Annotated in this window: 17 protein-coding genes; 8 read left to right on the top strand and 9 right to left on the bottom strand. The window is 70.5% G+C overall.

All coding sequences use genetic code 11. The annotated features are described in order from the left end of the window. Nucleotides 1-15: 15 nt before the first annotated feature. From G4D86_RS04905 to G4D86_RS04890, 4 genes are all read right to left on the bottom strand, one after another. Nucleotides 16-882, bottom strand: coding sequence for a hypothetical protein (locus tag G4D86_RS04905; RefSeq protein ID WP_163989967.1), 867 nt, complete (start codon nucleotides 880-882; stop codon nucleotides 16-18). Between the two features lie 2 nt (nucleotides 883-884). Beyond that, nucleotides 885-3,506, bottom strand: coding sequence for a TonB-dependent receptor (locus G4D86_RS04900; protein ID WP_163989964.1), 2,622 nt, complete (start codon nucleotides 3,504-3,506; stop codon nucleotides 885-887). Between the two features lie 51 nt (nucleotides 3,507-3,557). Next, nucleotides 3,558-4,337 (bottom strand): OmpA/MotB family protein, encoded by a 780-nt coding sequence (locus G4D86_RS04895; RefSeq protein WP_163989962.1) that lies wholly within the window; start codon nucleotides 4,335-4,337, stop codon nucleotides 3,558-3,560. Nucleotides 4,338-4,465: 128 nt separating this feature from the next. After that, complete coding sequence (locus G4D86_RS04890) at nucleotides 4,466-5,020, bottom strand: chalcone isomerase family protein (RefSeq protein ID WP_163989959.1); 555 nt, start codon at nucleotides 5,018-5,020, stop codon at nucleotides 4,466-4,468. A 337-nt stretch (nucleotides 5,021-5,357) separates the two neighbouring features. Here G4D86_RS04890 and G4D86_RS04885 point away from each other — a divergent pair, with 337 nt between their 5' ends. Beyond that, entirely contained in the window at nucleotides 5,358-8,567 is a 3,210-nt protein-coding gene (locus tag G4D86_RS04885) for an NEW3 domain-containing protein (protein ID WP_163989957.1), read from the top strand. A 153-nt stretch (nucleotides 8,568-8,720) separates the two neighbouring features. Then, nucleotides 8,721-10,814, top strand: a complete 2,094-nt coding sequence (locus G4D86_RS04880; protein WP_163989954.1) for a S8 family serine peptidase — start codon at nucleotides 8,721-8,723, stop codon at nucleotides 10,812-10,814. A gap of 64 nt (nucleotides 10,815-10,878) precedes the next feature. Here G4D86_RS04880 and G4D86_RS04875 read toward each other — a convergent pair whose 3' ends face one another. From G4D86_RS04875 to G4D86_RS04865, 3 genes are all read right to left on the bottom strand, one after another. Next, nucleotides 10,879-11,649 carry a hypothetical protein gene (locus G4D86_RS04875; RefSeq protein ID WP_163989951.1) on the bottom strand — a complete coding sequence of 257 codons (771 nt, stop codon included), beginning with the start codon at nucleotides 11,647-11,649 and terminating at the stop codon, nucleotides 10,879-10,881. A 14-nt stretch (nucleotides 11,650-11,663) separates the two neighbouring features. Next, nucleotides 11,664-13,391 carry a hypothetical protein gene (locus G4D86_RS04870; protein WP_163989948.1) on the bottom strand — a complete coding sequence of 576 codons (1,728 nt, stop codon included), beginning with the start codon at nucleotides 13,389-13,391 and terminating at the stop codon, nucleotides 11,664-11,666. 96 nt (nucleotides 13,392-13,487) lie between these two features. Next, nucleotides 13,488-14,498, bottom strand: coding sequence for a 3-oxoacyl-ACP synthase III family protein (locus G4D86_RS04865; protein ID WP_163989945.1), 1,011 nt, complete (start codon nucleotides 14,496-14,498; stop codon nucleotides 13,488-13,490). A 210-nt stretch (nucleotides 14,499-14,708) separates the two neighbouring features. Here G4D86_RS04865 and G4D86_RS04860 point away from each other — a divergent pair, with 210 nt between their 5' ends. Continuing rightward, complete coding sequence (locus tag G4D86_RS04860; protein ID WP_163989942.1) at nucleotides 14,709-15,581, top strand: arginase family protein; 873 nt, start codon at nucleotides 14,709-14,711, stop codon at nucleotides 15,579-15,581. Here the strand turns inward: G4D86_RS04860 and G4D86_RS04855 are convergent. Next, a complete protein-coding gene (locus G4D86_RS04855) occupies nucleotides 15,575-16,462 on the bottom strand; it encodes a hypothetical protein (protein ID WP_163989939.1) in 888 nt (295 codons plus the stop codon). The genes G4D86_RS04860 and G4D86_RS04855 overlap by 7 nt on opposite strands. 195 nt (nucleotides 16,463-16,657) lie before the next feature. On the opposite strand from G4D86_RS04855, the gene G4D86_RS04850 reads away from it, so the two are divergent. Further along, nucleotides 16,658-18,871, top strand: a complete 2,214-nt coding sequence (locus tag G4D86_RS04850; protein ID WP_163989936.1) for a molybdopterin oxidoreductase family protein — start codon at nucleotides 16,658-16,660, stop codon at nucleotides 18,869-18,871. On the opposite strand, the gene G4D86_RS04845 is transcribed toward G4D86_RS04850, so the two are convergent. Further along, complete coding sequence (locus G4D86_RS04845; protein ID WP_240360050.1) at nucleotides 18,807-19,856, bottom strand: lysylphosphatidylglycerol synthase domain-containing protein; 1,050 nt, start codon at nucleotides 19,854-19,856, stop codon at nucleotides 18,807-18,809. The genes G4D86_RS04850 and G4D86_RS04845 overlap by 65 nt on opposite strands. Nucleotides 19,857-20,136: 280 nt before the next feature. On the opposite strand from G4D86_RS04845, the gene G4D86_RS04840 reads away from it, so the two are divergent. From G4D86_RS04840 to G4D86_RS04825, 4 genes are all read left to right on the top strand, one after another. Then, a complete protein-coding gene (locus G4D86_RS04840) occupies nucleotides 20,137-21,123 on the top strand; it encodes a zinc-dependent alcohol dehydrogenase family protein (RefSeq protein ID WP_163989934.1) in 987 nt (328 codons plus the stop codon). Between the two features lie 3 nt (nucleotides 21,124-21,126). Continuing rightward, nucleotides 21,127-21,900, top strand: coding sequence for a glucose 1-dehydrogenase (locus tag G4D86_RS04835; RefSeq protein WP_163989931.1), 774 nt, complete (start codon nucleotides 21,127-21,129; stop codon nucleotides 21,898-21,900). A 130-nt stretch (nucleotides 21,901-22,030) separates the two neighbouring features. Further along, the gene (locus G4D86_RS04830) at nucleotides 22,031-22,642 is read left to right on the top strand and encodes a TetR/AcrR family transcriptional regulator (RefSeq protein ID WP_240360049.1); all 612 of its coding nucleotides are present in this window, start codon (nucleotides 22,031-22,033) and stop codon (nucleotides 22,640-22,642) included. After that, on the top strand, nucleotides 22,639-23,514 hold the full coding sequence (locus G4D86_RS04825; RefSeq protein ID WP_163989926.1) for an alpha/beta fold hydrolase: 876 nt from the start codon (nucleotides 22,639-22,641) through the stop codon (nucleotides 23,512-23,514). Before G4D86_RS04830 ends, G4D86_RS04825 begins: the two co-directional genes overlap by 4 nt. The last annotated feature ends 1 nt before the right edge of the window (nucleotide 23,515 follow it).

Here is a 23,515-nt window from a genome sequence, read left to right as displayed (position 1 = left end):
CTCCACCACTGACGCCTACGGGCCCACGTCCACCGTGCGGCTCAGCCACCCCACCCCGCCGCGCCCGTCGCGCGCCACCACCCAGAAGGTGACGCGCTGGGGCGCGGCCGGCGTCTCGTACTTCGACGTCGGGTCGCCCGGCTTGTCGTCCACCGACTCAATCGAGCGGAACTCCTTCACCTCGCCGTCGCCGGTGGCGAACCAGCTGTAGAAGACCTGCTCCGTGCGCGGGCCGTCCTCCGCCTCGTAGACCTCCGCGCTGCCCTCCGTGAGCACCGGCCGGAAGGTCACCTCCGTGGCCACCGGCAGCGGGCCCGCGAGCGACGCGCCCTCCCAGAGGACGTCCGCCACCGACGGGTTCTGGTTGGGCGCCGCCGTCGCCCGCAGCGTCACGCGGCGCACGCCGCGCTCGGTGCCCTCGGGCGTGCCGGTGCTGTCCGAGGCCTCGTAGCCGATGAAGAGGGGGATGCCCTCCTGGAGCGCCTCGAGCAGCGCCGGGTCGTTCGGGTCCACCGGGCCGCCGCCGGGGTTGGCCGCTTGCAGCGCCTCGGCCAGCACCGCCTGCACGTTGGGGTCTTGAAGCGACAGCACGCCTTCCGGCAGCGGGACGCCGTTGTCCCCCGGGCAGCGGCCGTCATAGGGGTTGCCGGTGAAGCGGCACAGCGCATAGCCGACGGTGACGGGGCGCGCGTCCGCGGACACCGCCAGCGCGTTGAACGTCATCGGGCCCGGGAGCGTGGTGGCGTTCGGGTCCAGCACCAGCTCGGCGGGCTCGGCGCGAATCGCGAGCACGCGCACGCGGCGGATTTCACTCTGCAGCTCGAGGTCGGGGCCACACGCGGCGAGCAGCGCGGCCAGCAGGACGAAGAGGGATGGGCGCATGGTCAGAAGCTCCCCTTGGCGCCGAGAATCGGGAGGATGGGCAGCCCCTCGAAGTACGCGCTCTGCGAGTAGTTGTAGTTGTAGGCGATGCCTTCCACCGCCGGGTTGTTGTAGGCGTTCGTCAGGTCCAGGTAGACGTCCAGGGTCCACCGCTCGAAGACGAAGTTCTTGTCCACGCGGATGTCCAGCTGGTTGAAGGACGGCAGCCGCACCGAGTTCACCGCCGCGTAGAGGGGCACGAAGACGTCGTTCACGTCGTCGCGCACGGCGCCGACCACGGGCGTGGTGGGGTTGCCCGAGGCGAAGCGCAGGCGCGCGCCCACCTCCCAGCCCCTGGGCAGCTTGTAGGACGCAATCGCCGTCAGCACGTGCGTCTGGTCATTGTCGAAGAGGCGCCACGCCGCGTCGGGCGCGTCGCGGCGCTCGCTGCGGCTGAGCGTGTAGGAAATCCACCCGAAGAGGCGGTCCGTCAGCGAGCGGCGCACCAACACCTCCAGGCCGTAGATGCGGCCCACCCCGCCGTTCTTCAGTCGCTCTGGCACCGGCTCGCCGTCGCGCACCACGGTGCCGTTGGAGCGGACGATGAGGCCGTCCAGGTCGTTGTAGAAGACCTCGCCGCTGACGAACCACTCCGGCCTCGGCTGCCACTCCGCGCCCAGGCCGTACTGGAGCGAGCGCTTCGCCGCGAGGTCCGGGTTGCCGAAGGTGACGCTCGGCTCATCCTGGATGGGCGGGCCGTGGTAGACGCCCGCACCGCCCTTGAGCGACACCGTCTCCGTGAGCGCGTAGCGCACCGCCAGGCGCGGGTTGAGGGTGCGCTTCGGCGACTCCTGGTCCGTGAAGACGTAGCTCTCGGCGCGCACGCCCGGCACCACCAGCAATTCCTTGATGGGCCGCCAGCGCGCCTCCACCCAGATGGAGGGGAAGTACTGGACGAAGTCTCCATCGGTGGTGAGCAGCTCGTCGGTGACGGTGGGGGTGGGCGGCTCGCCCTCGCGCGGCGGGGATTGGATGCGCGCGGTGACGTGCGCGAAGCTGCTCACCACGTCCAGGCCGCCGGCCAGCGTGAGCGCGTCGCCGAAGGCGTACTCGGCGGTGGAGCGCAGATTCAGGTCCGTGGAGTCGATGCGCAGGCCGCGCTCGCCGATGGCGAAGTCCAGGAGCGTGCTGCCCACCAGCGCCTGCGTGTCCAGCGTGAGCGCGTCCCCGCGGTACTGGTGGCGCAGCCGGAGCTGGTTGAAGCCGGTGGTGACATCCAGGTCGCCGGTGACGGTGGGGTCATTGTCCGACGGCCGGTCGAAGACGAGGCCCAGCCTGTCGCGCGAGGTGAGCCCCTGCAGCGAGAAGGTGTGCCGCGACAGGGGCTTCCACACCAGCTTGAGCTGCGCGTCGTAGTAGCGCGGCGCCACCTGGAGGCTGGGCCCATTGTCGCCCTCGGGCACCAGCCCCAGCACCAGGTCGATGTACGAGCGCCGGCCGCCCACCACGAAGCCCAGCGTCTCCGTAATCGGCCCTTCAATCACCGCGTTGGACTCGATGAGGCTGACGCCCACGGTGCCGTGGATGCGGTCCATGCGCGGCTCGCGGCTGCGCACGTTGATGACGCCGCCGGTGAGGTCGCCGTAATAGGCGGAGAAGTTGCCGGGCAGGTAGTCCACCGCGTCCAGCAGCTCCGAGTTGTACACGGAGGTGAGACCGCCGAAGTGGTACAGCAGGGGAATGCGCTGGCCGTCGAGGAAGACGCCGGACTCCTGCGGGCTGGAGCCGCGGATGATGAGCTGGCCGCCGTTGAAGGCGGGGCGCGCCACGCCGGGCAGGTTCTGCACCACCTTCAGCGTGTCGCCCTGCGTGCCGGGGATGCGCTGCACCTCGGCCACCTGGATGGAGGTCTGCGTCACCTCCTTGCGCTCGCGCTCCGTGCGCACCACCGTCTCGTACGGGCTGAAGATGCGCTTGCGCACGTAGTACGTGGCGCGCGTCTCCTGCCCTTCCGAAATCGTCTCCTTCGTGCGGAAGCGGTCGTACCCGCCCTGGACCACCAGCACCTCGTGGTTGCCCGGGGGGACGCCCCTGAACGAAAAGCGCCCCTCCGCGTCCGCGACGGTGGACAGGTCCAGCTCCGGCAGCACCACCTCCGCGCCGTTCAGCGGCTTGCGCGTGCCGCGCTCCAACGCCTGGCCGCTGAAATTCACCGGGCCCTCGGGCGTGGCGGCGCCGCCATCGGCCGCTTCCGGCGGCGGGGCGGGACGGAAGACGAACTGGTAGGCGTACTGGATGCGCACCGGGGCGGGGACGTTGTCCACCTCGGCGGGCTCGAACTGGAACTGCTTCACCGCCTCCACCGCCGCCTCGTCGAAGCCGTGGCCGGCGGGCTGGGTGACTTCGACATTCGTGACGGCGCCCGTCTCCGAGATGTCGATGAACATCACCACCGTGCCCTCGAGCTGCTGGGCGGCGGCGTCCGGCGGGTACGGGGCCTCCACCTGGCGCAGGAGGGCGGGCGGCTTCGTCAGCACGCCCGTGGGGACACCGGCATCCACGGTGCCGGCGTCCTCCGGAGACTGGGGAACCTGCGCCCGGGCTTCGGCGGCGAGGAGGCAGAGGACGAGAGCGAGTGTTTTCATGAGGGGCGGGGAAGTGCCGAGCCCCTCATATACGTCCCTGCGCTTCGGGTGTTACTTGGGCGCGAGCACGATTTCGATTCGCCGGTTGAGCGAACGATTTTCCGGCGAGTCATTCGCGGCGATGGGCTGGTACTGGCCATACCCCGCCGCGGACAGCGTCGTGGGGTCCACGCCCGCGTCCTGGAGGCTGCGCACCACCGCCATGGCCCGCGCCAGGCTCAGCTCCCAGTTGGTGGGAAACTGGGTGCTGCCGATGGGGACGTCGTCCGTGTGGCCTTCCACGCGGATGATCTTCCCCTGCACCGTCTTGAGCGCGTCGGCGATCTTCGCCAGCGCATCCTCGCCCTCCTTGCCCACGCGCGCCGAGCCGGAGGCGAAGAGAATCTTGTCCTTGAGCTGGACGGTCATCTTCCCCTTCAGCTCGGACAGCTGAATCTTCCCGTCGGAAATCTCCTGCTTGAGGCTCTGGGCGAGGTTCTCGTACTCGGAGCTCTTCTTCTCCAGCTCCGCCTTCGCCTGGGCGAGCTGCTTGCTGTTACGCGCCAGCTCGTCGTTGAGGGCCTGGAGCTGCGCGAGCTGCTCCTGCAGGGAACGGCGCTCCGCGGCCGCGGCGCCGAGGCGCGACTCGGCGGTGGTGAGCCGGGCGTTGAGCGCGTCCCGCTCCGCCTCCAGCGCCTTCACCTTCTCCTCGGCGGCCGCACGCGCGCCCTTCTCGTCGTTGAGTCCCTTGGCGAGCTGCTCCGCCTCCAGCGTCTTGGCCTCGAACTTCCCCTTCGAGACGCAGCCCGTGGAGAGCGCGACGAGAGCCGCCAGAACCAGCCGTGTCCGCATGTGTACGTGTCCTCCCGACAGAGTTGATTGGGCCGCCAGACTACCGCCAGCAACGGCCCGGGTCAGGAAGAACCTCTACATTATTTTGAACACCAACGACTGCCCGCTCGCAGGGAGCGCACCCGTGCTCAGCGGGGGAAGATGGGGTGGGCGTCCAGCCACACGGAGAAGAGGGCGTCGGCGAAGCCCTTGCCGGGGATGAAGGCCCCTCCGCTGGCGCCGCCGCCAATCTCCAGCCCGACACCGGGCAGGTAGGTGATGACGAGGTCCTCGCCCTTCTGGACGTCCTTGAGCGAGGACAGCATCACGCGCAGGTGGTCGGCCATGGGCCCCTGCTTCAGGTCCGGGTTCTTCTGGAGGCCGTCGCGCAGGCTGCCCACGAGCTGCTCGCGGCTGATGTTGCGCAGGAAGCGGAAGTGGAGGCGCTTGACGGAGTTGGAGGCGATGGCCTCGGACGCGCTGCGCGGCTGGTTCTCCAGGTAGAGGCTCCACACGTAGACCTTGAAGAACAGTCGCTTCTGCAACTGCATATGCGCGAGCGCAATCCTGCGCCCCTGCAGCGTCAGCGAGTCCGGCATGTCGACGCCGCCGACCTGCTTCTGCCCCGCCTGGGCCGTACCCACGGCGAGCACCATGCCGAGCACGAGCCACCGCGCACCTATGCGCCCCGCCAGAGTTCTCATGCGTCGGTCCCCCGAACCCCTCTCAATCCGGTACCGCGTACGGTGCGCACGGACGCTCCGGACCGCCACCGTCTGAAACCCCGGGGCTGTACGGCAGTGGACGGGGACCACGGGTGGTGAAGCGCGGCACACCTCGGGTGCCAGGACGGTGAACACACCCATGTCCCGTAACACGGAGGGGCGACATCCAGGACAACTCCACGCAACGGCGCGGGCCTCGCACCCCCGGGTGCTGGAGTGGTGTTGAAAACATCCAGCACCCCAGTGCACAAGGCGCGCGCGGCGGCCAGCACGGCGCACTCCATGTGCCGGGGCCGCCGCTCATCCGGGAGAGGGAATGCTTCGCACGTTACTGGCAGTCACGCTGGCGCTGGCCATGGGCTGCGCCACGCAGGAGGAGCCCGCGCCGTCCGCGCCGGCCCCCGTGAAGACGGAAGGCCGGGCCCCCACGCGGCCCGAGGTGGCGCCGCTGAAAGAGCAGGTGTCCCGGCTCAACGCCCGGCTGCGCCGGGGCGCGGCGGATGTCTCGCCCGTGCTGAGCGAGCGCGCCGAGGCCCTGGCCGCGCTGATGGACGTGGACGCGGGCGCCGCCCTGGCGCTGGCCCTGCCGGAGTCGGTGCGCACGAGCCTGGCGCGCAAGCACCCGGCGGCCGCGCGGCACCTGGAGGAGCGCGGCGCGTTCGAGGGCGAGTGGGAAGTCCTCGTCGCGGACAGCCCCGCGCGGACCGAGGTGCGCATGGAGCACTTCCTGCGCGTGAAGGGCGAGCGGCTCCAGGTGCGCTTCGCCCACACGGCGCCGGGAGAGCTGCGCAGCGGCCTGCGCGTGCGCGTCCAGGGATTGAAGCTGGGAGCGCGGGTTGCGGCGGAGGACGTGGCGGTGGTGCCGATGCGCTCGGCGCTCTCCGCGACGTCGGCGTGCACCTCCACGGGGGACCAGCGCACGCTCGTCATCCTGGCCACCTTCCCGGGGCAGCCGCAGACGCTCACCGTGGCGCAGGTGCGCGAGGTGTTCTTCTCCAGCACGCAGCGCTCGCTGACGCGCTTCTGGAGCGAGGCGTCCCAGGGCCGCACCACCGCCAGCGGTGACGTGGTGGGCTGGTACACGCTGGACCGCGGCTACTCGTGCAACGAGTCGGACGCGATGCGCGTCGCCGCCATCGCCGCCGCCGACGCGGACGTGGACTTCCGCCAGTACGACCGCGTCTTCATCGTCCACCCGGAGGCGAACGGCACGAGCTGCTACTACGGCGGCCTGGGCACGCTGGCGTGCGGCACGCAGCAGACGCAGGACGGCCCCATCACCGCCTCCACGTCGTGGCTGCGCGCCGAGTACATGAGCCCCAATGACCAGGGCGTGGAGTTGGTGACGCACGAAGCGGGCCACAACCTCACCCTGCACCACGCCAGCTCGCGCGACTTCGGCGCGGAGGCGCTGGGACCCGTGGGCGTCTCGGGCAGCCTCACCGAGTACGGCGACCTCTTCTCCACCATGGGGAGCTGGAACCTGGGCCAGTACGCCGCGCCCCACAAGGTGCGCATCGGCTGGCTGGAGCCGGGCGCGGTGACCACGGTGGATGGCACCGACGGCACCTTCACCGTGTCCCCGCTGTCCGCGCCACTGGGCAGCGGCGTGCAGGCGCTGAAGGTGCGCCGCGGCTTCCACGGTGACGGTTGGCTGTGGCTGGAGGCCCGCCGCCCGGTGGGCGACTACGACGTCACCCTGCCCTCGCAGGTGTTCGGCGGCGCCGTCATCCACTACGAGGACCCGTCCACCAGCAGCTACACGCACCTCTTGGACTTCACCCCGGAGACGCCCTCGTGGCTGGACCCGGCGCTCCTTCCCGGCGCCACGTGGACGGACCCGTACACCAACCTGCGGCTGACGGTGGACGGCGCCACGCCCGCGGGCGTCACCGTGAGCGTCCACTACGAGCCGGTGCCGTGCGTGCGCGCGCCGCCGACGGTGGAGTTCGACACCTGGTACGAGTACGCCGTGCCGGGCTGGCAGGTGGAGAGCGGCCTCACCCTCACCAACCACGACACGGTGGGCTGCCCCGCTTCCACGTTCGCCTTCCAGTCCTCGCTGCCCGCGGGCTGGCCGACGGCGGACCTGCCCGCCAGCATCACCCTGGAGCCCGGCAAGCAGCGCTTCCTCTACTTCTCCAAGCAGGTGCCGGAAGGCACGCCGTACGCCACGTACACGGTGGACCTCACCGTCTCGCGGGAGGAAGAGAGCGTCACCGTCGATGACACGCTGGACGTGATTGCGCCGTGCCAGACAGCGCCCATCGAGGTGCGCTTCGACCGGCAGTCGCAGGTCGTCACCGCCGGAGACACCGCCGCCTTCGGAGTGACCCTCATCAACCACGACTCGCGCGCCTGCGGCTGGGTGTACTTCGAGCCCGCGTCCACGCTGCCCCAGGGCTGGACCACTGAATATGACCAGTTCGGCTTCGACATCGAGGCCGGCGGCTCCTTCGAGTTCACCATGTACAAGGCGGTGCCCACGGACGCACAGGGCACGTACGGCGTGGACGTGCAGGTGCTGCGGGATGGCTACACGGTGGAGGCCACCGCCACGGCGACGGTAACGGTGAACCCGTGCGTGCGCGTTGCGCCCACGTTCACCGCGCAGCCCGCGACGGTGGACGTGGAGCCCGGCGGCTCGGCGAGCTACACGCTGTCGCTCACCAACCACGACCCGGCGTCGTGCGGCGCGTCCACCTTCACGTTGGATTTGACCGACACCGAGCCGTGGGCCTCCGTCCTCTCCGCGCCGTCGCTCACCGTGACGCCCGGGGGCTCGGCCACCGCCACGCTGACTGTCACGGCCCCCGTGAATGCGGGCAGTGGGAGCCGCTACTTCGAGCTGGGCGTGCTGCGCGGCGGCACCTCTGTCGGCGGCGCGGAGCTGGAGGCGCGCGTGGTGTGCCGGCGCAATGCGCCCGCCGTGAGCTTCACGCCAGCCACTGGCACCGTGGAGGCAGGCAAGCCGCTCACCTTCGCCATGAAGGTGACGAACACCGACAACACGGCGTGCACCGCGAGCAGCTTCACGGTGGGCGCCACGGTGCCCGCGGGCTGGACGTACGGCTTCGCGCAGCCGTCACTCACGCTGGCTGCTGGCGCGAGCGGCACGGTGGGCCTCACCGTGACTCCGCCGGAGACGGCGGCGGGCAGCTACACGCTCAGCGCACTCGCTTCGCACACGGGCGCGAGCACGACGACGGGCGCCCTCACGGTGAACGTCACCCCGCCTCCGCTCAAGGCCACGGTGTCCGTGCCGGGCACGAGCTACAAGCGCAACAGTGCGGTGCCTCTCACCACCACCGTGAAGCGGGGCACCCTCTCCGCGCAGGCCAGCGTGCGCTTCAGCGTCAGCCGGCCGGATGGCGTCACCGAGGTGCTCACCGTGTCCACCGATGTCACCGGCAAGGCCGCGTGGAGCTACACTGCGCGAGTGCGCGGCACCCACAGCGTGACGGCCACGGCCACGTCGGGCACGGAGACGGCCACCAGCAACACGGTGAGCTTCTCCGTGCAGTGAGGCACCGCGCCACCTGGCGCGCCTTCCGGGCCGCGCGGACCCATGTCCGCGCGGACCCGGATGTCTCATCTGACATGTTTCTCAGTTTATACTTCGATGTCAGACCTGCTCCTATCGTGCTTCGCGCAGCACCTTTCACCGAGAGGAGCAGGCGTGAAGAACCATGGGTTGAAGTCCCTGACGGGGGTCCTGACCGCGCTGGTCATGACGGGTTGTGGCGGCACGACGGCACCGGATGCGGCGCGTACGGGACAGGGCGCTTCACAGAGCGAGGCACAGGCCGGCGCTCCAGAGCGGAAGGTCATTCCGAACCGGTACATCGTCGTCCTCAAGGATGCGCCGTCGGACGGCGTGCACGCGGAGGCCATGCGGGCAGACGCCGCGGAGGTGGCGGCGGACCTCGCGAAGCGGCACGGCGCGAAGGTGGGGCACATCTACCGGAATGCGCTGCGCGGCTTCGTGGCGGAGCTGGACGACGCGAAGGTGGAGCAGCTGCGCGCCGACCCGCGCGTGGAGTCCGTCGAGCAGGACACGGTGGTGGAGGCCGCGAGCCAGCAACTGAATGCGCCGTGGGGTCTGGACCGCATCGACCAGGCGAACCTGCCGCTCGACGGCAGCTACACCCACAACGCCACCGGCAAGGGCGTGCATGTCTACGTCATCGACTCGGGCCTGCGCCTCACCCACCAGGAGCTCCAGGGCCGGGCCACGGGTGACTTCAACATTCCCACCGACGGCACCGCCGGCACGGATTGCTACGGCCACGGCACCATGGTGGCGGGCATCGTGGGCGGCAGCACGTACGGCGTGGCCAAGGGCGTGTCGCTCCACTCGGTGCGCGTGCTGAACTGCAATGGCGGCGGCTACGCCTCGGACGTCATCGCCGGCGTGGATTGGGTGACGGCCAACCGCATCCGTCCCGCGGTGGCCACGATGAGCTTCGTCGCGTTCGCCTCGAATACGCTGGACCGCGCCGTGCGCCAGTCCGCCAGCGCGGGCGTGGTCTACGCGGTGGCGGCGGGCAACGGCACGGCCGACGCCTGCACCCTCTCGCCCGCCCACGCGCCGGAGGCCATCACCGTGTCGGCCACCACCAGCGCCGACGCGCGCCTGGCCAACGCCAACTTCGGTTCGTGCGTGGACCTCTTCGCCCCGGGCGAGCGCCCGCCCACCGCGCTGGGCGGCGGGGATGACTCCATCACCAGCTTCGACAGCGGTACCTCCCTGGCCGCGGCCCACGTCGCGGGCGTGGCCGCGCTCTACCTCCAGGCCAACCCCACCGCCTCGGCGGCCACCGTCGCGAGCGCGCTGACGGCGGGCGCCATCACCGGCAAGGTGACGAACGCGGGCACCGGCTCGCCCAACCGGCTGGTCAACACCGCGTTCCTCGCGGCCGTGGGCGACACCGTCGCGCCCCAGGTGCAGCTGGGCGGCCCCGTCGCTGGCAGCACGCTGCAGGGCACGGTGGGCATCACCGCCCTTGCCACCGACAACGTGGGCGCGCAGCGGGCGGAGCTGTGGGTGAACGGCAGGCTGCGGCTGACCGACACCTCCGCGCCGTTCGAGTTCGCCTATGACACCCTCGTCGACGGCAACGGCCCGGTGACGCTGGAGGCGCGCGCGTATGACGCGGCGTTCAACGGTGCCCGGAGCGCTCCGGTGGCCTTCACGGTGAACACGCCGGGCTCCGCGAGCTTCGACCCGGTGCGCGGCGCGCCCACCTGCGTAGACGCGGGCCCCTTCTGCGACACGGGCACCCGCATCGCCGGGAGCGGCGCCAGCACCGAGCCCCACTCGCCCAACACGCTGTCCGGCAGCTGCGGGGACGCCGAGGGCTACTACCACGAGGACGAGTCCATCGAGCGCCTCCGCGTCTCCACCCTCGACGGCAGTCCGCTCGCGCCGGGCAAGACGGTGCGGGTGGACGTGTTCGCGTGGGACCACAGCCTCAACCAGTCCGGTCCGAAGGGCTTCTACTGGGGCTGGTGGGATGACGGGGTGTCGCTCTTCCACGCCGCCGACGCGAACAACCCCGTGTGGACGTACGTGAGCGATTACTACCCCACGGGGCCCGGCCCCAACACGTACTCCGCCACCTTCGTGCTCCCCCAGGGCGGCGTGCAGGCCATTCGCGCCGTCATCGGGAACTTCGACTTCGGGGGCCCGAACAGCAACGCCTGCCCGGATGCCTACTACCGCATGGATGTGGACGACGTGGCCTTCGCGGTGGGTAGCGTGACGCCGTAGCGTTGTGTGAAGAACGGCCGGGCCCGTTGCTCGGGGCCCGGCCTGTTGTTCCGTGGTGAGTCGCTCACGTGGATGGAACGGTGAGCTCCGGGACACGCGTGGGCTTGCGGTGATGCGCGTGGTCGTAGAAGCACTCGGAGCCGAGCACTGTGATGAGGCGCTGCTCGGTGGCGTCTCCTTCCGGTGTCATCGCCTGCGTGGGGAGTGCGTAGGGCTGGACGAGGACGATTCCATCTCCGAGTTCCTGGCGGGTCTCTGGCGGGAGTGACAGGAGGCGTTCGCCGAACATGCGAACGAAGGGGGGACCGAAGAAGTTGCGCCAGTAGAGCCCCGCGAGCCCTTCGCTGGGGTCTCTCACGGTGAAGGTCTGCTCGGTGCCGAAGCCATCGGGGTTGGGGATGAACCGATCCTTCTTGCGATCGAGATCCTCGTCCGCACCGGAGCAGGCAAGAGGGGATTCTAGCAAACGCATGACCTCCATAACTTGGCGAAGGTGGGCATGGCGCCAGTCCGCGCTCTCCGCTTCGGACAGGGACGTGGTCCAGATGAGCTTCCCCGTGAAGGGGAACTCTTCAGAGCGACGGGAAGGGAATAGCATCATGTAATCCCGCTCCGTGCGCCCGCTGATGGTGATGCTCGGGCGTGCGTCGTAGCAGGCGAGGAGGGCACCGTAATCCGTGCTCCCCGGATCCAGCGTTGCCTCGTCACCGAAGCGGCCGTACCGGACTGGCTGGAACCATCGGTACTTCGTGAACACGAGGTCGAATAGCGTCTGCACTTCTCGAAGTGCGGGCTGGCCCGGCGGCAAATGAACGATTGTGGAGATGTGTCTCACCAGCGCTCCCGGGCTCATGGGTACCACTGAATATGCGCCTGTCCTCGATCTACGAGCTGCTTGAATTGTTTGCTCAGTTTGGAGGAGAGCTGGGTCTGCCCCAGACTGTGCCGAGCGGAACGGAACCACACTTCAATATGTCCGCCATGGTCCTCGACGTAGTCGAGCATGCTCTTGAGATTGCCGGTCAGTGACATCTCGGCACGGCCCTTCACTTCGATGAAGCGATACGGCCTGCCCCACACCAACTCCTCGGGGCTGCCCACCACCGAGTCCGGGATGAAGCCCTGGTCCATCTGGTTGCCCGGCGGAGGCAGCATCATGGCGGTGTTCTTCTCGTAGCCTCGCGCCTTGAGCACCTGCTGCTCGAACTCGCTGCCGCGGCCCTTGTTCTCCAGCACCGTGCGGTACATCCGCTCCCACGTGGAGTCCGGAGCGAATTCGAAGTGCGGATACTTGCCCGGGTGGCGGAACTGGTAGTCCACCCACGCCTGCGCCAGGTGCTCGGCACTGCCCGGCACCAGCCTCATGCCCTCCGCCGTGGCACGCGAGCCCAATAGCGGTACCCGGACCCCCGACTTCACCGCCGCCGCGACTTCCGCCAGCGGGCCACGCAGCCGCTGCGTCAGCGCGTGCATCCACTGCAGCTCCTCCGCGGGCACCTTCTTGCCCTGCCCGGCCAGCCGCAGCAGTCGCCGCACCCGCTCCCCGTCCCCGGGAGTCAGGTGTTGCGCCACCCGCTGGAGCACCTGCGCCTCCTGCAGGCCGCGCCCGGTCAGCAGCGCCGCCCGTGAGGCACCGACGCCCTCGGACAGCGCGCTGCCGGCCACCACGGGAATCAGCACCGCCACCGCGCACAGCAGCCGCTCCTCGGGGCTCAGCTCCCGGCCCAGCACGCTGACGCCCATCGCCGCGCCCAGCAGGTCCGCCGACTCTCCCGCCAGCGGCAGCAGGCCCACCGCCACCTCCAGCAGCACGTCCTCGACGGGCACGGCCTCCGCGAACTCGGGCACCCAGTCGAGGTGCGGCGGCGACGCGTGGCCCAACTCCAGCGCCGTGGCCAGCGCGCTGCGCTTCGCCAGCAGGTACACCGCCACTTCCTGGGGACTCTTGCGCAGGTAGTCCGGGTCCTCGGTATGCGCGTAGGCCCAGGCCAGCACCGCCGAGGTGAGGGCGTCCTGCGCACCCTCGTAGAGCGGACTCTCCGTCACCAGCCACTCGCGGCCGGCCTTGCGGAAGTGGCGCGAGGCCAGCAGCCGGCTGCGCTCTCGCGCCCACTGCCAGTGCTCCTCCAGCTTCGCTTCCACGGCTTTGTCGCGCGCTTCGGCCTCGCGGCCCTGTTGCACCCGCGCCACCTTGAAGCGCAGGTACACCTCTTCCGGCTCCTCCCGCGCCAGCTGCTCCTCGCTCCGGTTGTGCAACCAGGCCAGCAGCTCCAGCAGTGCGGCTTCTCCCGCGCGCCGCTCGGCTTCCGTCACCTGGGGACGGCGCAGCGCCACCTGCTTCTCGCGCACGAAGGCCATGAAGCGGCCCAGCTCGGCACCGCCCAGGGTGCCGCCGCCGCTACCGTCATCCTGCCGCTCTGCACGGGGAAACGGTGGCGGCGAGGCGGGGCGGTAGCGCAGCGGGGTGCTCTCCAGCCACGGTTCGAGCCGCTGTCCACCCCAGCCCTGGCAGCCCGACAGCAGCACCAGTCCCACCAGCGCCAATGCCGCGACATCTCGGGCCCGCCAATCCACCATGCAGCGCCTCCTGGAATTCCAAGGAATACCAAAAGACGCCCACAAGGGACTTCAGGTGGGCCCGACCCTACGAAAGCGCTGGGTGCGGCCCTCGCGCTACGGCTTCGCGACCGCCGTGCGCTCCAGCAGCGCGCCCGCCCAGGTGAGCCCGCTGCCGACCACGCTCAGCACCACCGCGTCGCCCAGCGACGCATCATCCCAGTGCTCGCTGAGCACGCCCGGTGCTCCCGCCGAGCCCGTGTTCCCTCGCACGTTCACGTTGTAGACGTGGCGCGCATCGGGCACCTCGCAGCGCCGCTGCACCGACTCCAGCATGCGCAGGTTCGCCTGGTGTCCGATGAAGGTGACGTCCCCCTGCCCCTTCGCCGGGTGCTTCGCCAGGTAGCGCCCGCGCAGGTCCTGGAACGTCTCCCCCGTGCGGCGGATGGCGAACTTCTGCACCTCGCCGCCCTGCTGGGTGAAGTGGCCGATGCGCGGTACGCGAACCTTGTCCGCGCCCGCCGGGTCTCCCGCGAGCAGCGTCTCCGTCACCTGCCAGCGCCCCGGAATCCTCGGGGACAGAATCGCCGCCGACGCGCCGTCTCCCCACAGCACAGCGCTGGAGCGGTCCGTGTAGTCCACCACGCGCGTGGAGTTGTCCATGTTCACCACCAGCACGTAGTCCGGCAGACGCTCCGGCCGCATGCCCGTGAGGAAGTGGAGCTGCATGCAGAACGACGAGCACGCGCTCTGCAGGTCCACCGCCGGCGCGTCGATGCCCAACAGCTGCGCCACGCGGTTGGACTCGGCCGGAATGCACTCGTCCGGGCTGCACCCGCCCGCCACCACCAGGCCGATGTCCGAAGGCTTCAGCCCTGCCCGCTCCAGCGCCATCAGCGCCGCCCGCCGCCCCGTCTCCGCGTTGCTGAAGAGGGCCGCCTCCTGCGCCGCGCGCACGTCGCGGTTGCGCGTCTCGCGCAGGTAGTCCAGCGGCAGCACCGTGTGCCGCGTGCGGATGCCCACCCGCTCCAGAATCCACGCGTCGTTCGTGTCGAGGCCCAGCTCCTCGAAGAAGGCATTCGTCAGGAGGTTGGGCGGGTGGAAGTGGCCGAGCGCGTGCAGGAACATGTGAGAACCTCTAACCCCCTACACTGACAATTCTTTGTCAGCCTCATGTCACGGCCCCGCCGTGTCGGTGGGCCGTCGGCCATGCGAGCAAGGCACCGCGGCGCGGCAGGGTAACGGCAACGCAACACGTCATCCCCGTCAGGCCATGACGCGCCTACGCTGCACGCCGACCGGGAGTGCGAGCACGACCCGCACTGGAAAGGCAGACCAATGACGCCCCCCACGATACGAAACGGTTCGCTCGGCCTCTTCTTTCCGCAGTGGCAGGGCGCGGGTGAAGTGCCAGCGCTGGAGACGGGAGCGCGGCGGCTGCGCGCACGACTCGATGGGGTGGGCCCGTGGGCCCGGGTGGACGTGCCCTCCGTGCATCCGCTGCGCCGCGAGGCGGGCGTGTGGGGACATGGCGAGCTGGTGGAACAGCTTGGTGCGGCCCGCCGGTTGCTGGACGAACACCAGCCCGCGCGGGTGCTCACGATTGGCGGCGACTGCGGCGTGGAGGTGGCCCCCGTCAGCTACCTCAACGCCCGGCTCGGCGGAGACCTGGCCGTGGTCTGGTTCGACGCCCACGCCGACCTCAACACGCCTGACAGCTCGCCCAGCGCGCTCTTCCACGGCATGCCGCTGCGCGTGCTGCTGGGTCAGGGAGCCCCCGCATTCGTCGAAGGCGCGCGGCCCCACCTGGAGCCCCGGCAGGTGTTCCTCGCGGGCGTGCGCGAGCTGGACCCGCCCGAGGCCGACTTCATCCGCGAGCACGCGCTGCGCCGCTTCACGCCCACGGACCTGCGCTCGCGGCCGGGCGCCCTGGCCCAGGCCCTGCGCGACTCGGGCTTCCGCCACGTCTACGTCCACATGGACCTGGACGTCACCGACCCGGGCGAGCTGCCCGACGTCGCGTGTCCCACGCCCCACGGGCTGGAGCTGGCACTGCTCGTCGCCCAGCTCCGCGCCCTCCGCGAGTCCCTCCACCTGGTGGGCGCGAGCCTCGTCGAGTACGCGCCAGGGGACTCGGCCGCCTCGCGCGAGGCGGTGCTCTCCGCGCTCCTCGACGAGGTGCGCACGCTGCTGGTCCCAATTCCTCACTGAGGAACCGAGCACGTCAGGTGCAGCTTCATCTCTCCCTCGCCCTCCACCGTCACGCCCTGGTTGCGAAACTCCTCGAGCAGCGCCACCTGCGCGGGGCCGGCGAGGGAGAACTCAAGCAAGCGGGCGCCTTCCGACAGCATGGACAGCTTTCCCTCCAGGGGAATCGTCATCACCACGGGCGAGTCGGCCTGCTTGAGGGTCATCGTCGTCGACACGCTGAAGATGCCCACGGGGCCCTTCGCGTCCTGGGTGATTTCGGAGAGACGGATGCGAGTCCCACGGAAGCGCGTGGACGGGTCCCCCGTCTGGAGGAACTCCTCGGTGAAGACCTTGGCGAAGCGGTCCAGGCTGTCCCCCACGCGGATGGGCTTGTCGGGAAGCGCCGCCTCCAGCGGGTCCGCCTTGCCCAGCTCCGGCAGGTTCTCCTTCACGGCGGCCTGTTCCTCCTTGGAGACGGGCTTGCCCGCCTCATCCGTCACCACCAGGCGCCCCTTCGTCATCCCGGCGAGGTACGTCTTGCCGCTGATCGGGCTGGCCTGCCGCTCCTTCTTGCCGCCCTCCTCCGTCTCGTCGAACATGTCCCCGAAGGCCACCTTCAGCCGGTCGATGATGCCCTTGCGCGCGGCGAGCACGGTCGTGGTGCAGTGGCTGACCGTCGTGCTCGACACGTTCAGCGGCTCGGGCTCGATCTCCGGCCCGGTCAGCTCGAAAGCCAGCCGCAGCGCCACCTGCAGGTCCACCGTGTCCACGTCGCCGACCGCGGCCTGCCGCTTCTTCAGCTGGAAGGACTGTTCCTTCCGCGCGCCCTCGGCCTGGGCTCCAACGACGGACGGCACGAGCAGCAGTCCCACGGCGACGATGAACGACGAAACGCGATGCATGTCAGGCTCTCCCTTTCGCGACCATCCTTCCACGGGTCCGCCGCGTGGGGCTGGGATTCCAGTTTCGCCAGGCGGTACGCCGCTGCGGCCAGCCAGGGTGAAATCGAGCAGTGGCTCTCGAAGACCTTCCGTCGGGTCTACGACTGAAGGGCACCGTGCCGTGTCGGCGGCCCGGGGCGTTGTAGAGTCCGGGCCATGAGCGCCTCCGCCGCGTCCCGGGTCCACTTCCGTACCTGCAACCTCTGCGAGGCCATGTGCGGCCTGCGCATCGAGCTGGAGGGGGAGCGCATCACCTCCATCCGCGGCGACGAGGAGGACGCGTTCAGCCGCGGCCACATCTGTCCCAAGGCGCTGGCCCTCAAGGACCTGCACGAGGACCCGGACCGCCTGCGCCACCCCATGCGCCGCACCGCGAGCGGCTGGGAGCAGGTCTCCTGGGAGGACGCGCTGGACGAGGTGGCGCGCCGCCTCCACGCCATCCAGAAAGAGCACGGCCGCGACGCGGTGGGCGCGTACCTGGGCAACCCCAACGTCCACAACCTGGGCAGCATCATGTTCGGGCCCGAGCTGCTGCGGACGCTCCGCTCGCGCAACCGCTTCTCCGCCACGTCGGTGGACCAGCTCCCGCACCAGCTCGTCGCGTACCTCATGTTCGGCCACCAGCTCCTGGTGCCGATTCCGGACATCGACCGCACCCGGTACATGCTGGTGATGGGCGCCAACCCGCTGGCCTCCAACGGCAGCCTGATGACGGCCCCCGACGTGCGCACCCGCCTGCGCGCGATTCAGCAGCGAGGCGGCCGCGTCGTCGTCGTCGACCCGCGCCGCACCGAGACCGCCCGCATCGCCGACGCACACGTCTTCATCCGCCCCGGCACCGATGCGCTGTTACTGCTCGCCCTGCTGCACGTGGCCGTGGTGGAGGGCACGCCGCGTCCTGGCCACCTCGCCGCGCACGTGGACGGCCTGGACGCGGTGCGCGAGCTGGCCCGCGACTTCACGCCCGAGCGCGTGGCCCCGCACACCGGCGTGGCGCCCGAGACGATGCGCGGCCTCGCCCGGGACTTCCTCGCCGCGGAAGGGGCCGTCTGCTACGGCCGCATGGGTCTGTCCACGCAACCGTTCGGCTCGCTGTGCCAGTGGCTCATCAACGTCCTCAACACCGTGACGGGCAACCTGGACCGCGAGGGCGGCGCCATGTTCACCCTGCCCGCGTTCGACATCGTCGGCGGCCCCAAGGCGCTGGGCCTGGGGCGCGGCAGCATCGGCCGCTGGAAGAGCCGCGTGCGCGGGCTGCCCGAGTTCGGCGGCGAGCTGCCCGTCGCCGCGCTCGCGGAGGAAATCCTCACCCCGGGCGAGGGCCGCATCCGCGCGCTCGTCACGCTCGCGGGCAACCCCGTGCTGTCCACCCCCAACGGCGCGCAACTGGACCGCGCGCTGAGCGGGCTGGACTTCATGGTGAGCATCGACCCGTACCTCAACGAGACAACGCGCCACGCGCACCTCATCCTCCCGCCCGTGTCACCGCTGGAGCGCAGCCACTACGACATCGCCTTCCACGTGCTCGCGGTGCGCAACACGGCGAAGTACTCGCCCGCCCTCTTCGAGCCGGGGCCCGACGCGCGCCACGACTGGCAGATTCTCCTCTCGCTCCAGCACCGGCTGGAGGTGCTGCGCAAGGGCCGCAAGTCACTGCGCGCCGCGCTGAAGTACCAGGCGCTGTCGCGCATGGGCCCGGAGCGGCTGCTGGACCTGGGCCTTCGGCTGGGGCCCCACGGCGCCCGCTTCCACCCGCTGAAGCAGGGCCTCTCCCTGGCGAAGCTGCGCGAGGCGCCGCACGGCGTGGACCTGGGCCCGCTGAAGCCCTGCCTCCCCCACCGCCTCCAGACGAGGGACCACCGCATCCACCTCGCCCCGGAGCTGCTGGTGGCGGACGTGAAGCGGCTGCGCGAGCGCTTCCTCGACGCCGCCACTCCGGAGGTGGCAAGCGGCGAGCTGCTCCTCATCGGCCGGCGCCACCTGCGCGACAACAACTCCTGGCTGCACAACGTGCCCAGGCTGGTGAAGGGCAAGCCGCGCTGCACGCTGATGGTGCACCCGGAGGACGCGACGCGGCTGGGCCTCACCGACGGCGCGGACGTCACCGTCACCTCCCGCGTGGGCGAGGTGACGGTGCCCGTCGCGGTGACGGACGACGTGATGCCCGGCGTGGTGAGCCTGCCGCACGGCTACGGGCACGGGCGCCAGGGCACGCGGCTCCAGGTCGCGACCGGGAGCGCGGGCGCCAGCATCAACGACCTCACCGATGAACGGGCGCTCGACGCGCTCAGCGGCAACGCCGCCTTCAGTGGCACGCCGGTGCGGGTGAAGCGGGCCGAGTCGCCCGCGCTCGCCACACCAGCGGCGTGAGCGCGCCCGCCGCGACGAAGAGCAGCTGCACCAGGTGCCCGAGCAGCGCCACCGACATGGCGCGCGCGGCCGTGGTGTCCAGCACACCCGCCGCGAGCGCGAAGGCGCCGTCGCTCACTCCCACCTGCCCCGGCACCAGCGAGCCCACCGCCAGCGCGCAGAGGTAGAGGCCCTGCGAGAAGAGGGCCTGCACCACCGAGGTGTCGATGCCCACCGCGTGCGTCAGCACCGCGTACTGGCACACCTGGAGCACCCGGCTGCCCAGGAAGGCCAGCGTGGGACGGCAGGGCAACAGCGCGCCGCACCGGGCGGACGCTTGGAACTGCTCCGCGTGCGAGGCCCACCTGCGGAAGCGCCGCGCCATCCACGCGCCGGGCCGCTTCGCGCGCATGCACGCGCGCACGCCCGCCGACAGCAGCACCAGCAACACGCCGTGCGCCAGCATGGCCACCGTGAAAATCGAGAAGCCCGTCAGGAGGTATGACGCCACCGCGCACGGGAAGGAGATGAAGCCCCCCGCCGCCAGGGACGCGGACTGCGAGGTGGCCGCCGCCGCGGTGGCGTTGGCGCCGCCCATATGAGGCGCGAGGAGGGCCGCCTTGGTGGCCTCCGCCGCCGCGCGGCCCGCCGGGGCCATGCTGGATACCGCCGTGCCGATGAGCTGCGCGCGCGCCAGCACGGAGAGCGGAACCTTCTCCGCGCCCGCGCCATACGAGAAGCGCGTGGCCAGCGCGTCCATGCACTGGCGGCCCAGCTCCAGCAGCACCACGCAGGGCATCCAGCTCGCGGCGTCCGCCAGCACCGCGCCCAGCTCGCGGGCGCCCGCCTTGCGCACCAGCAGCGCCAGCATCCCCATTCCGGCCAGCGCGAAGAGGGGGCGCAAGAGCCCCGTCATCCGCCGGCGCACGTTTCCAGGCAGCACGGGCACCGTCATCACGGCACCCATCGGCTGGCCCAGGGACACCTCCCCGTGCGCGTCGCTCACCCTCGCCCCCTCTTCGCCGTCCCACCCACCCTTGGGCCTGGATTGAAGGTGAGCAGCGTGATCGCCGCCGGGGAGGGCGGACTGTCGGAAGGCGTTCGCTGCCTGCCCTCCGCGTTCGAGGGTGGACACCCGAGCCCGTCCCACACCACCCTCCGGGCCTGTCCCACATCGCCCCCGGAGCCGGGGAACGCCGGGTGACAGTGCCTGCCTGCACGCTCGGCTCCCGCTCGCAAGGCCGCTAGGGTGGGTCCGGTTTTCCCCCTCGGACACGGAGCGACGCATGAAAGCAGTGCGGTTCTCGACCTTCGGACATCCCCTGAAGGTGACGGAGTTGGTGGAGGAGCCGGACGCGGCGCTGAAGCCCGGCGAGGCGCGGCTGGAGGTGCTGGCCACCCCCATCAACCCCTCCGACGTGCTCACCCTCACCGGCCAGTACGGCCAGCTCCCCAAGCTGCCCGCCACCCCCGGCAACGAGGGCGTGGGCCGCGTGGTGGAGGTGAAGGACTCCACCGCCGTGCGCGTGGGGGACCTCGTGTTCCTCCCGCTCGGCGCGGGCACCTGGCGCACCCACCTCACCGCTCCCGCCGAGGCGCTGATGCCGCTGCCCCCGGGCACGGACGTGCAGCAGGCGTCGATGATGTTCGTCAACCCGCCCACCGCGGACATCATGCTGCGGCAGTTCGTCACCCTGCAGCCCGGGGACTGGGTGCTGCAGAACGCCGCGAACTCGGCGGTGGGACGCTACGTCATCACCCTGGCGAAGCTGGCCGGGTACAAGACTGTGAATGTGGTGCGCCGCGAGGAATTGGCGGCGGAATTGACGGCACTGGGCGCGGACGCGGTGCTGGTGGACGCGGAGAACCTGCCCGAGCGCGTGCGCGAGGTGACGGGCGGCGCGAAGGTGCGGCTGGCCTTCGACGCGGTGGGCGGTGACTCCACGATGCGCCTGGGCGACTCGCTCGCCACCGGCGGCGTGGTGGTGAACTACGGCGGCATGAGCGGCAAGGCGCCGAAGCTGTCCACGGCGGCCACCATCTTCAAGGACATCACCCTGCGCGGCTTCTGGCTGGTGCTGTGGATGAAGCGCACCCCGCGCGAGGAGCAGCGCGCCCTCTTCACCCGGCTGGCGGGGCTGATTGCCAACGGCACCCTGAAGACGGCGGTGGAGGGCACCTTCGCGCTGGAGGACATCAAGGACGCGCTGGCGCGGGCCATGGAGGGCGGCCGCGGCGGCAAGGTGTTGCTCACTCCCAACGGAAAGGTCTGAGTCATGAAGCGAGTCGAAGGCAAGGTGGCACTGGTGACGGGCGCCGCGGGCGGGCTGGGCAGCGCCGCGGCGCGGATGCTGGCGCGCGAGGGCGCGAAGGTGGTGGTGACGGACCGCAAGGAGCGCGAGCAGGACGGGCTCGCGCTCGTCGCGTCCCTGGGCGAGGGCGTGGGCCTCTTCCTCCCGCTGGACGTCACGAAGGAAGCGGACTGGGCGAGCGCGATGGAGCGCACGCTGGCGCACTTCGGCCGGCTGGACGTGCTGGTCAACAACGCCGGCATGGGCATCCCCAAGGACATCGAGTCCATCTCCCTGGAGGAGTGGCGCATCGTCCACGCCGTCAACCTGGACGGCGTCTTCCTGGGCTGCAAGCACGCCATCAAGGCCATGCGTCAGTGCGGGGCGAAGGGCTCCATCATCAACGTGTCCTCGGTGGCGGGCCTCTTGGGCGTGCCCACCATCGTCGCGTATGGCTCGGCCAAGGGCGCGGTGCGCATGCTCAGCAAGTCGGTAGCCATGCACTGCGCGTACAAGGGCTACGGCATCCGCTGCAACTCCATCCACCCCACGTTCATCGAGACGGACATGGTGGACGCGCTGGCGAAGAGCAGCGGTGACGCGGCCAAGGCCCGCGCCAACATGGCGCGCACCATCCCCCTGGGCCACCTGGGCGAGCCGGATGACTTCGCGTACGCCGTCGTCTACCTCGCCTCGGACGAGTCGAAGCTGATGACGGGCTCGGAGTTCGTCCTCGACGGAGGCGCCACCGCGCAGTGACGCTGTCTCGAGCGGCGGCGCCCCTTGGACGCCGCCGCGCTCCCCTTCCCGACGTCGGCTGGACATCCTCGCGCCCTTTCGTTAAACACGTTCATTGAACGTGTCCAACGAATCCAGGAAACAGCCCGGCGTGCGGGCGACGCAGAAGGAAGCCACCGGCAAGGCGGTGCTGGAGGCGGCGCGGGAGGAGTTCGAGCGCGTCGGCTTCGAGGCGGCCAACCTCCGCACCATCGCGGCGCGGGCGGGGGTGTCCGCCGGGACGGTCATCCACCACCACGGCGACAAGCGGGAGCTGCTCCACGCGGCGCTGTTCGATGACCTGGACGAGACGCTGCGGCGCGCGCTCTCCGGGCTGGGCCCGGGGCCGCTGGAGTCACAGCTCTCCGCGCTGACCCGCGCCGTATTCGCCTACTACCAGCGGCGGCCGAAGCTCTCGCGCACCCTGCTCAAGGAGTCGCTCTTCGCGGACGCGCCCTGGGCCGGGAAGTTCACCGCGCAGGCGGGCATGGTGCATGGGGCGCTCGCGAAGCTGGCCACCGAGGCCGCTGCCCGGGGCGAGCTGCGTCCCGACGTGGACGGCGCGCTGTTCGCCGTCGCGTACCTCTCCTTCTTCTACTTCGCCCTCATCTCGTGGGTGCAGGGCGCGCACGGCACTCCGGTGTCGCTGGTGGAGCACCTGGTCCTCCAGCACCTGGAGGGCCTCCGTCCCACGAAGAAACCGTCTCGGAGGAAGGTCCGATGAAGTCCGCGTTTCGAGGCGAGCAGGCCAAGGGTGTGCTCCTGAAGTGGTACGACCATTTCCGCAGCCGCCTGAAGGTGCCCACCGAGAGCCGCACGGTGCGCACGCGCTTCGGCGACACCCACGTGCTCGTCGGTGGCCCGGAAGCCGGCCCCAACGTGGTGGTGCTCCACGGCGCACTGGCGAGCTCCGCACACGTGCTCCACGAGCTGGCGCCGCTCATGGAGCGCTTCCGCGTCCACGCGGTGGACATCGTCGGGCAGTCGGTGAAGAGCGCGGACGCGCGGCCCTCGGTGACCAACAACGAGTACGGCGCGTGGCTGACGGACGTGCTCGATGGGCTGTCACTCCAGCGCACGCACGTGGTGGGAGTGAGCTGGGGCGGCTTCGTGGCCATCCGGCTCGCGGCGTCCGCGCCTGAGCGCATCGACCGGCTCGCCCTCCTCGTCCCTGCCGGCGTGGTGAATGGCTCGCCGTGGGACGGGCTCACCAAGCTGGGCCTCCCGATGATGCTCTACCGCCTGTTCCCCTCGGAGCGGCGCCTGGAGGCGTTCACCCGGAACCTGCTCACCACCCGGGATGACGACTGGAGGCCCTACCTGGGCGACGCCTTCCGTGCGTACAACATGGACATGCGGGTGCCGGCGCTCGCGAAGCCGGAGGAGCTCTCACGGCTGAAGGCGCCCACGATGGTGCTGGGCGCGGACCTGGACGTGAGCATCCCGGGACAGAAGCTGCTCGCTCGCGCGCCGGAGCTCTTTCCCACGCTCGCGGACCAGGAGTTCATCAAGGACTGCCTCCACTGCCCGCCGACGACGGACGCGTTCCGGCGCTGGCTGTCGGAGCGCATCAGCGGTTTCCTGCTCGCGAGCTGAC

Origin of the sequence: Pyxidicoccus caerfyrddinensis, from assembly GCF_010894405.1 — a bacterium.
Lineage (GTDB): Bacteria > Myxococcota > Myxococcia > Myxococcales > Myxococcaceae > Myxococcus > Myxococcus caerfyrddinensis.
This window is presented reverse-complemented; position numbering and strand designations above follow the sequence as displayed.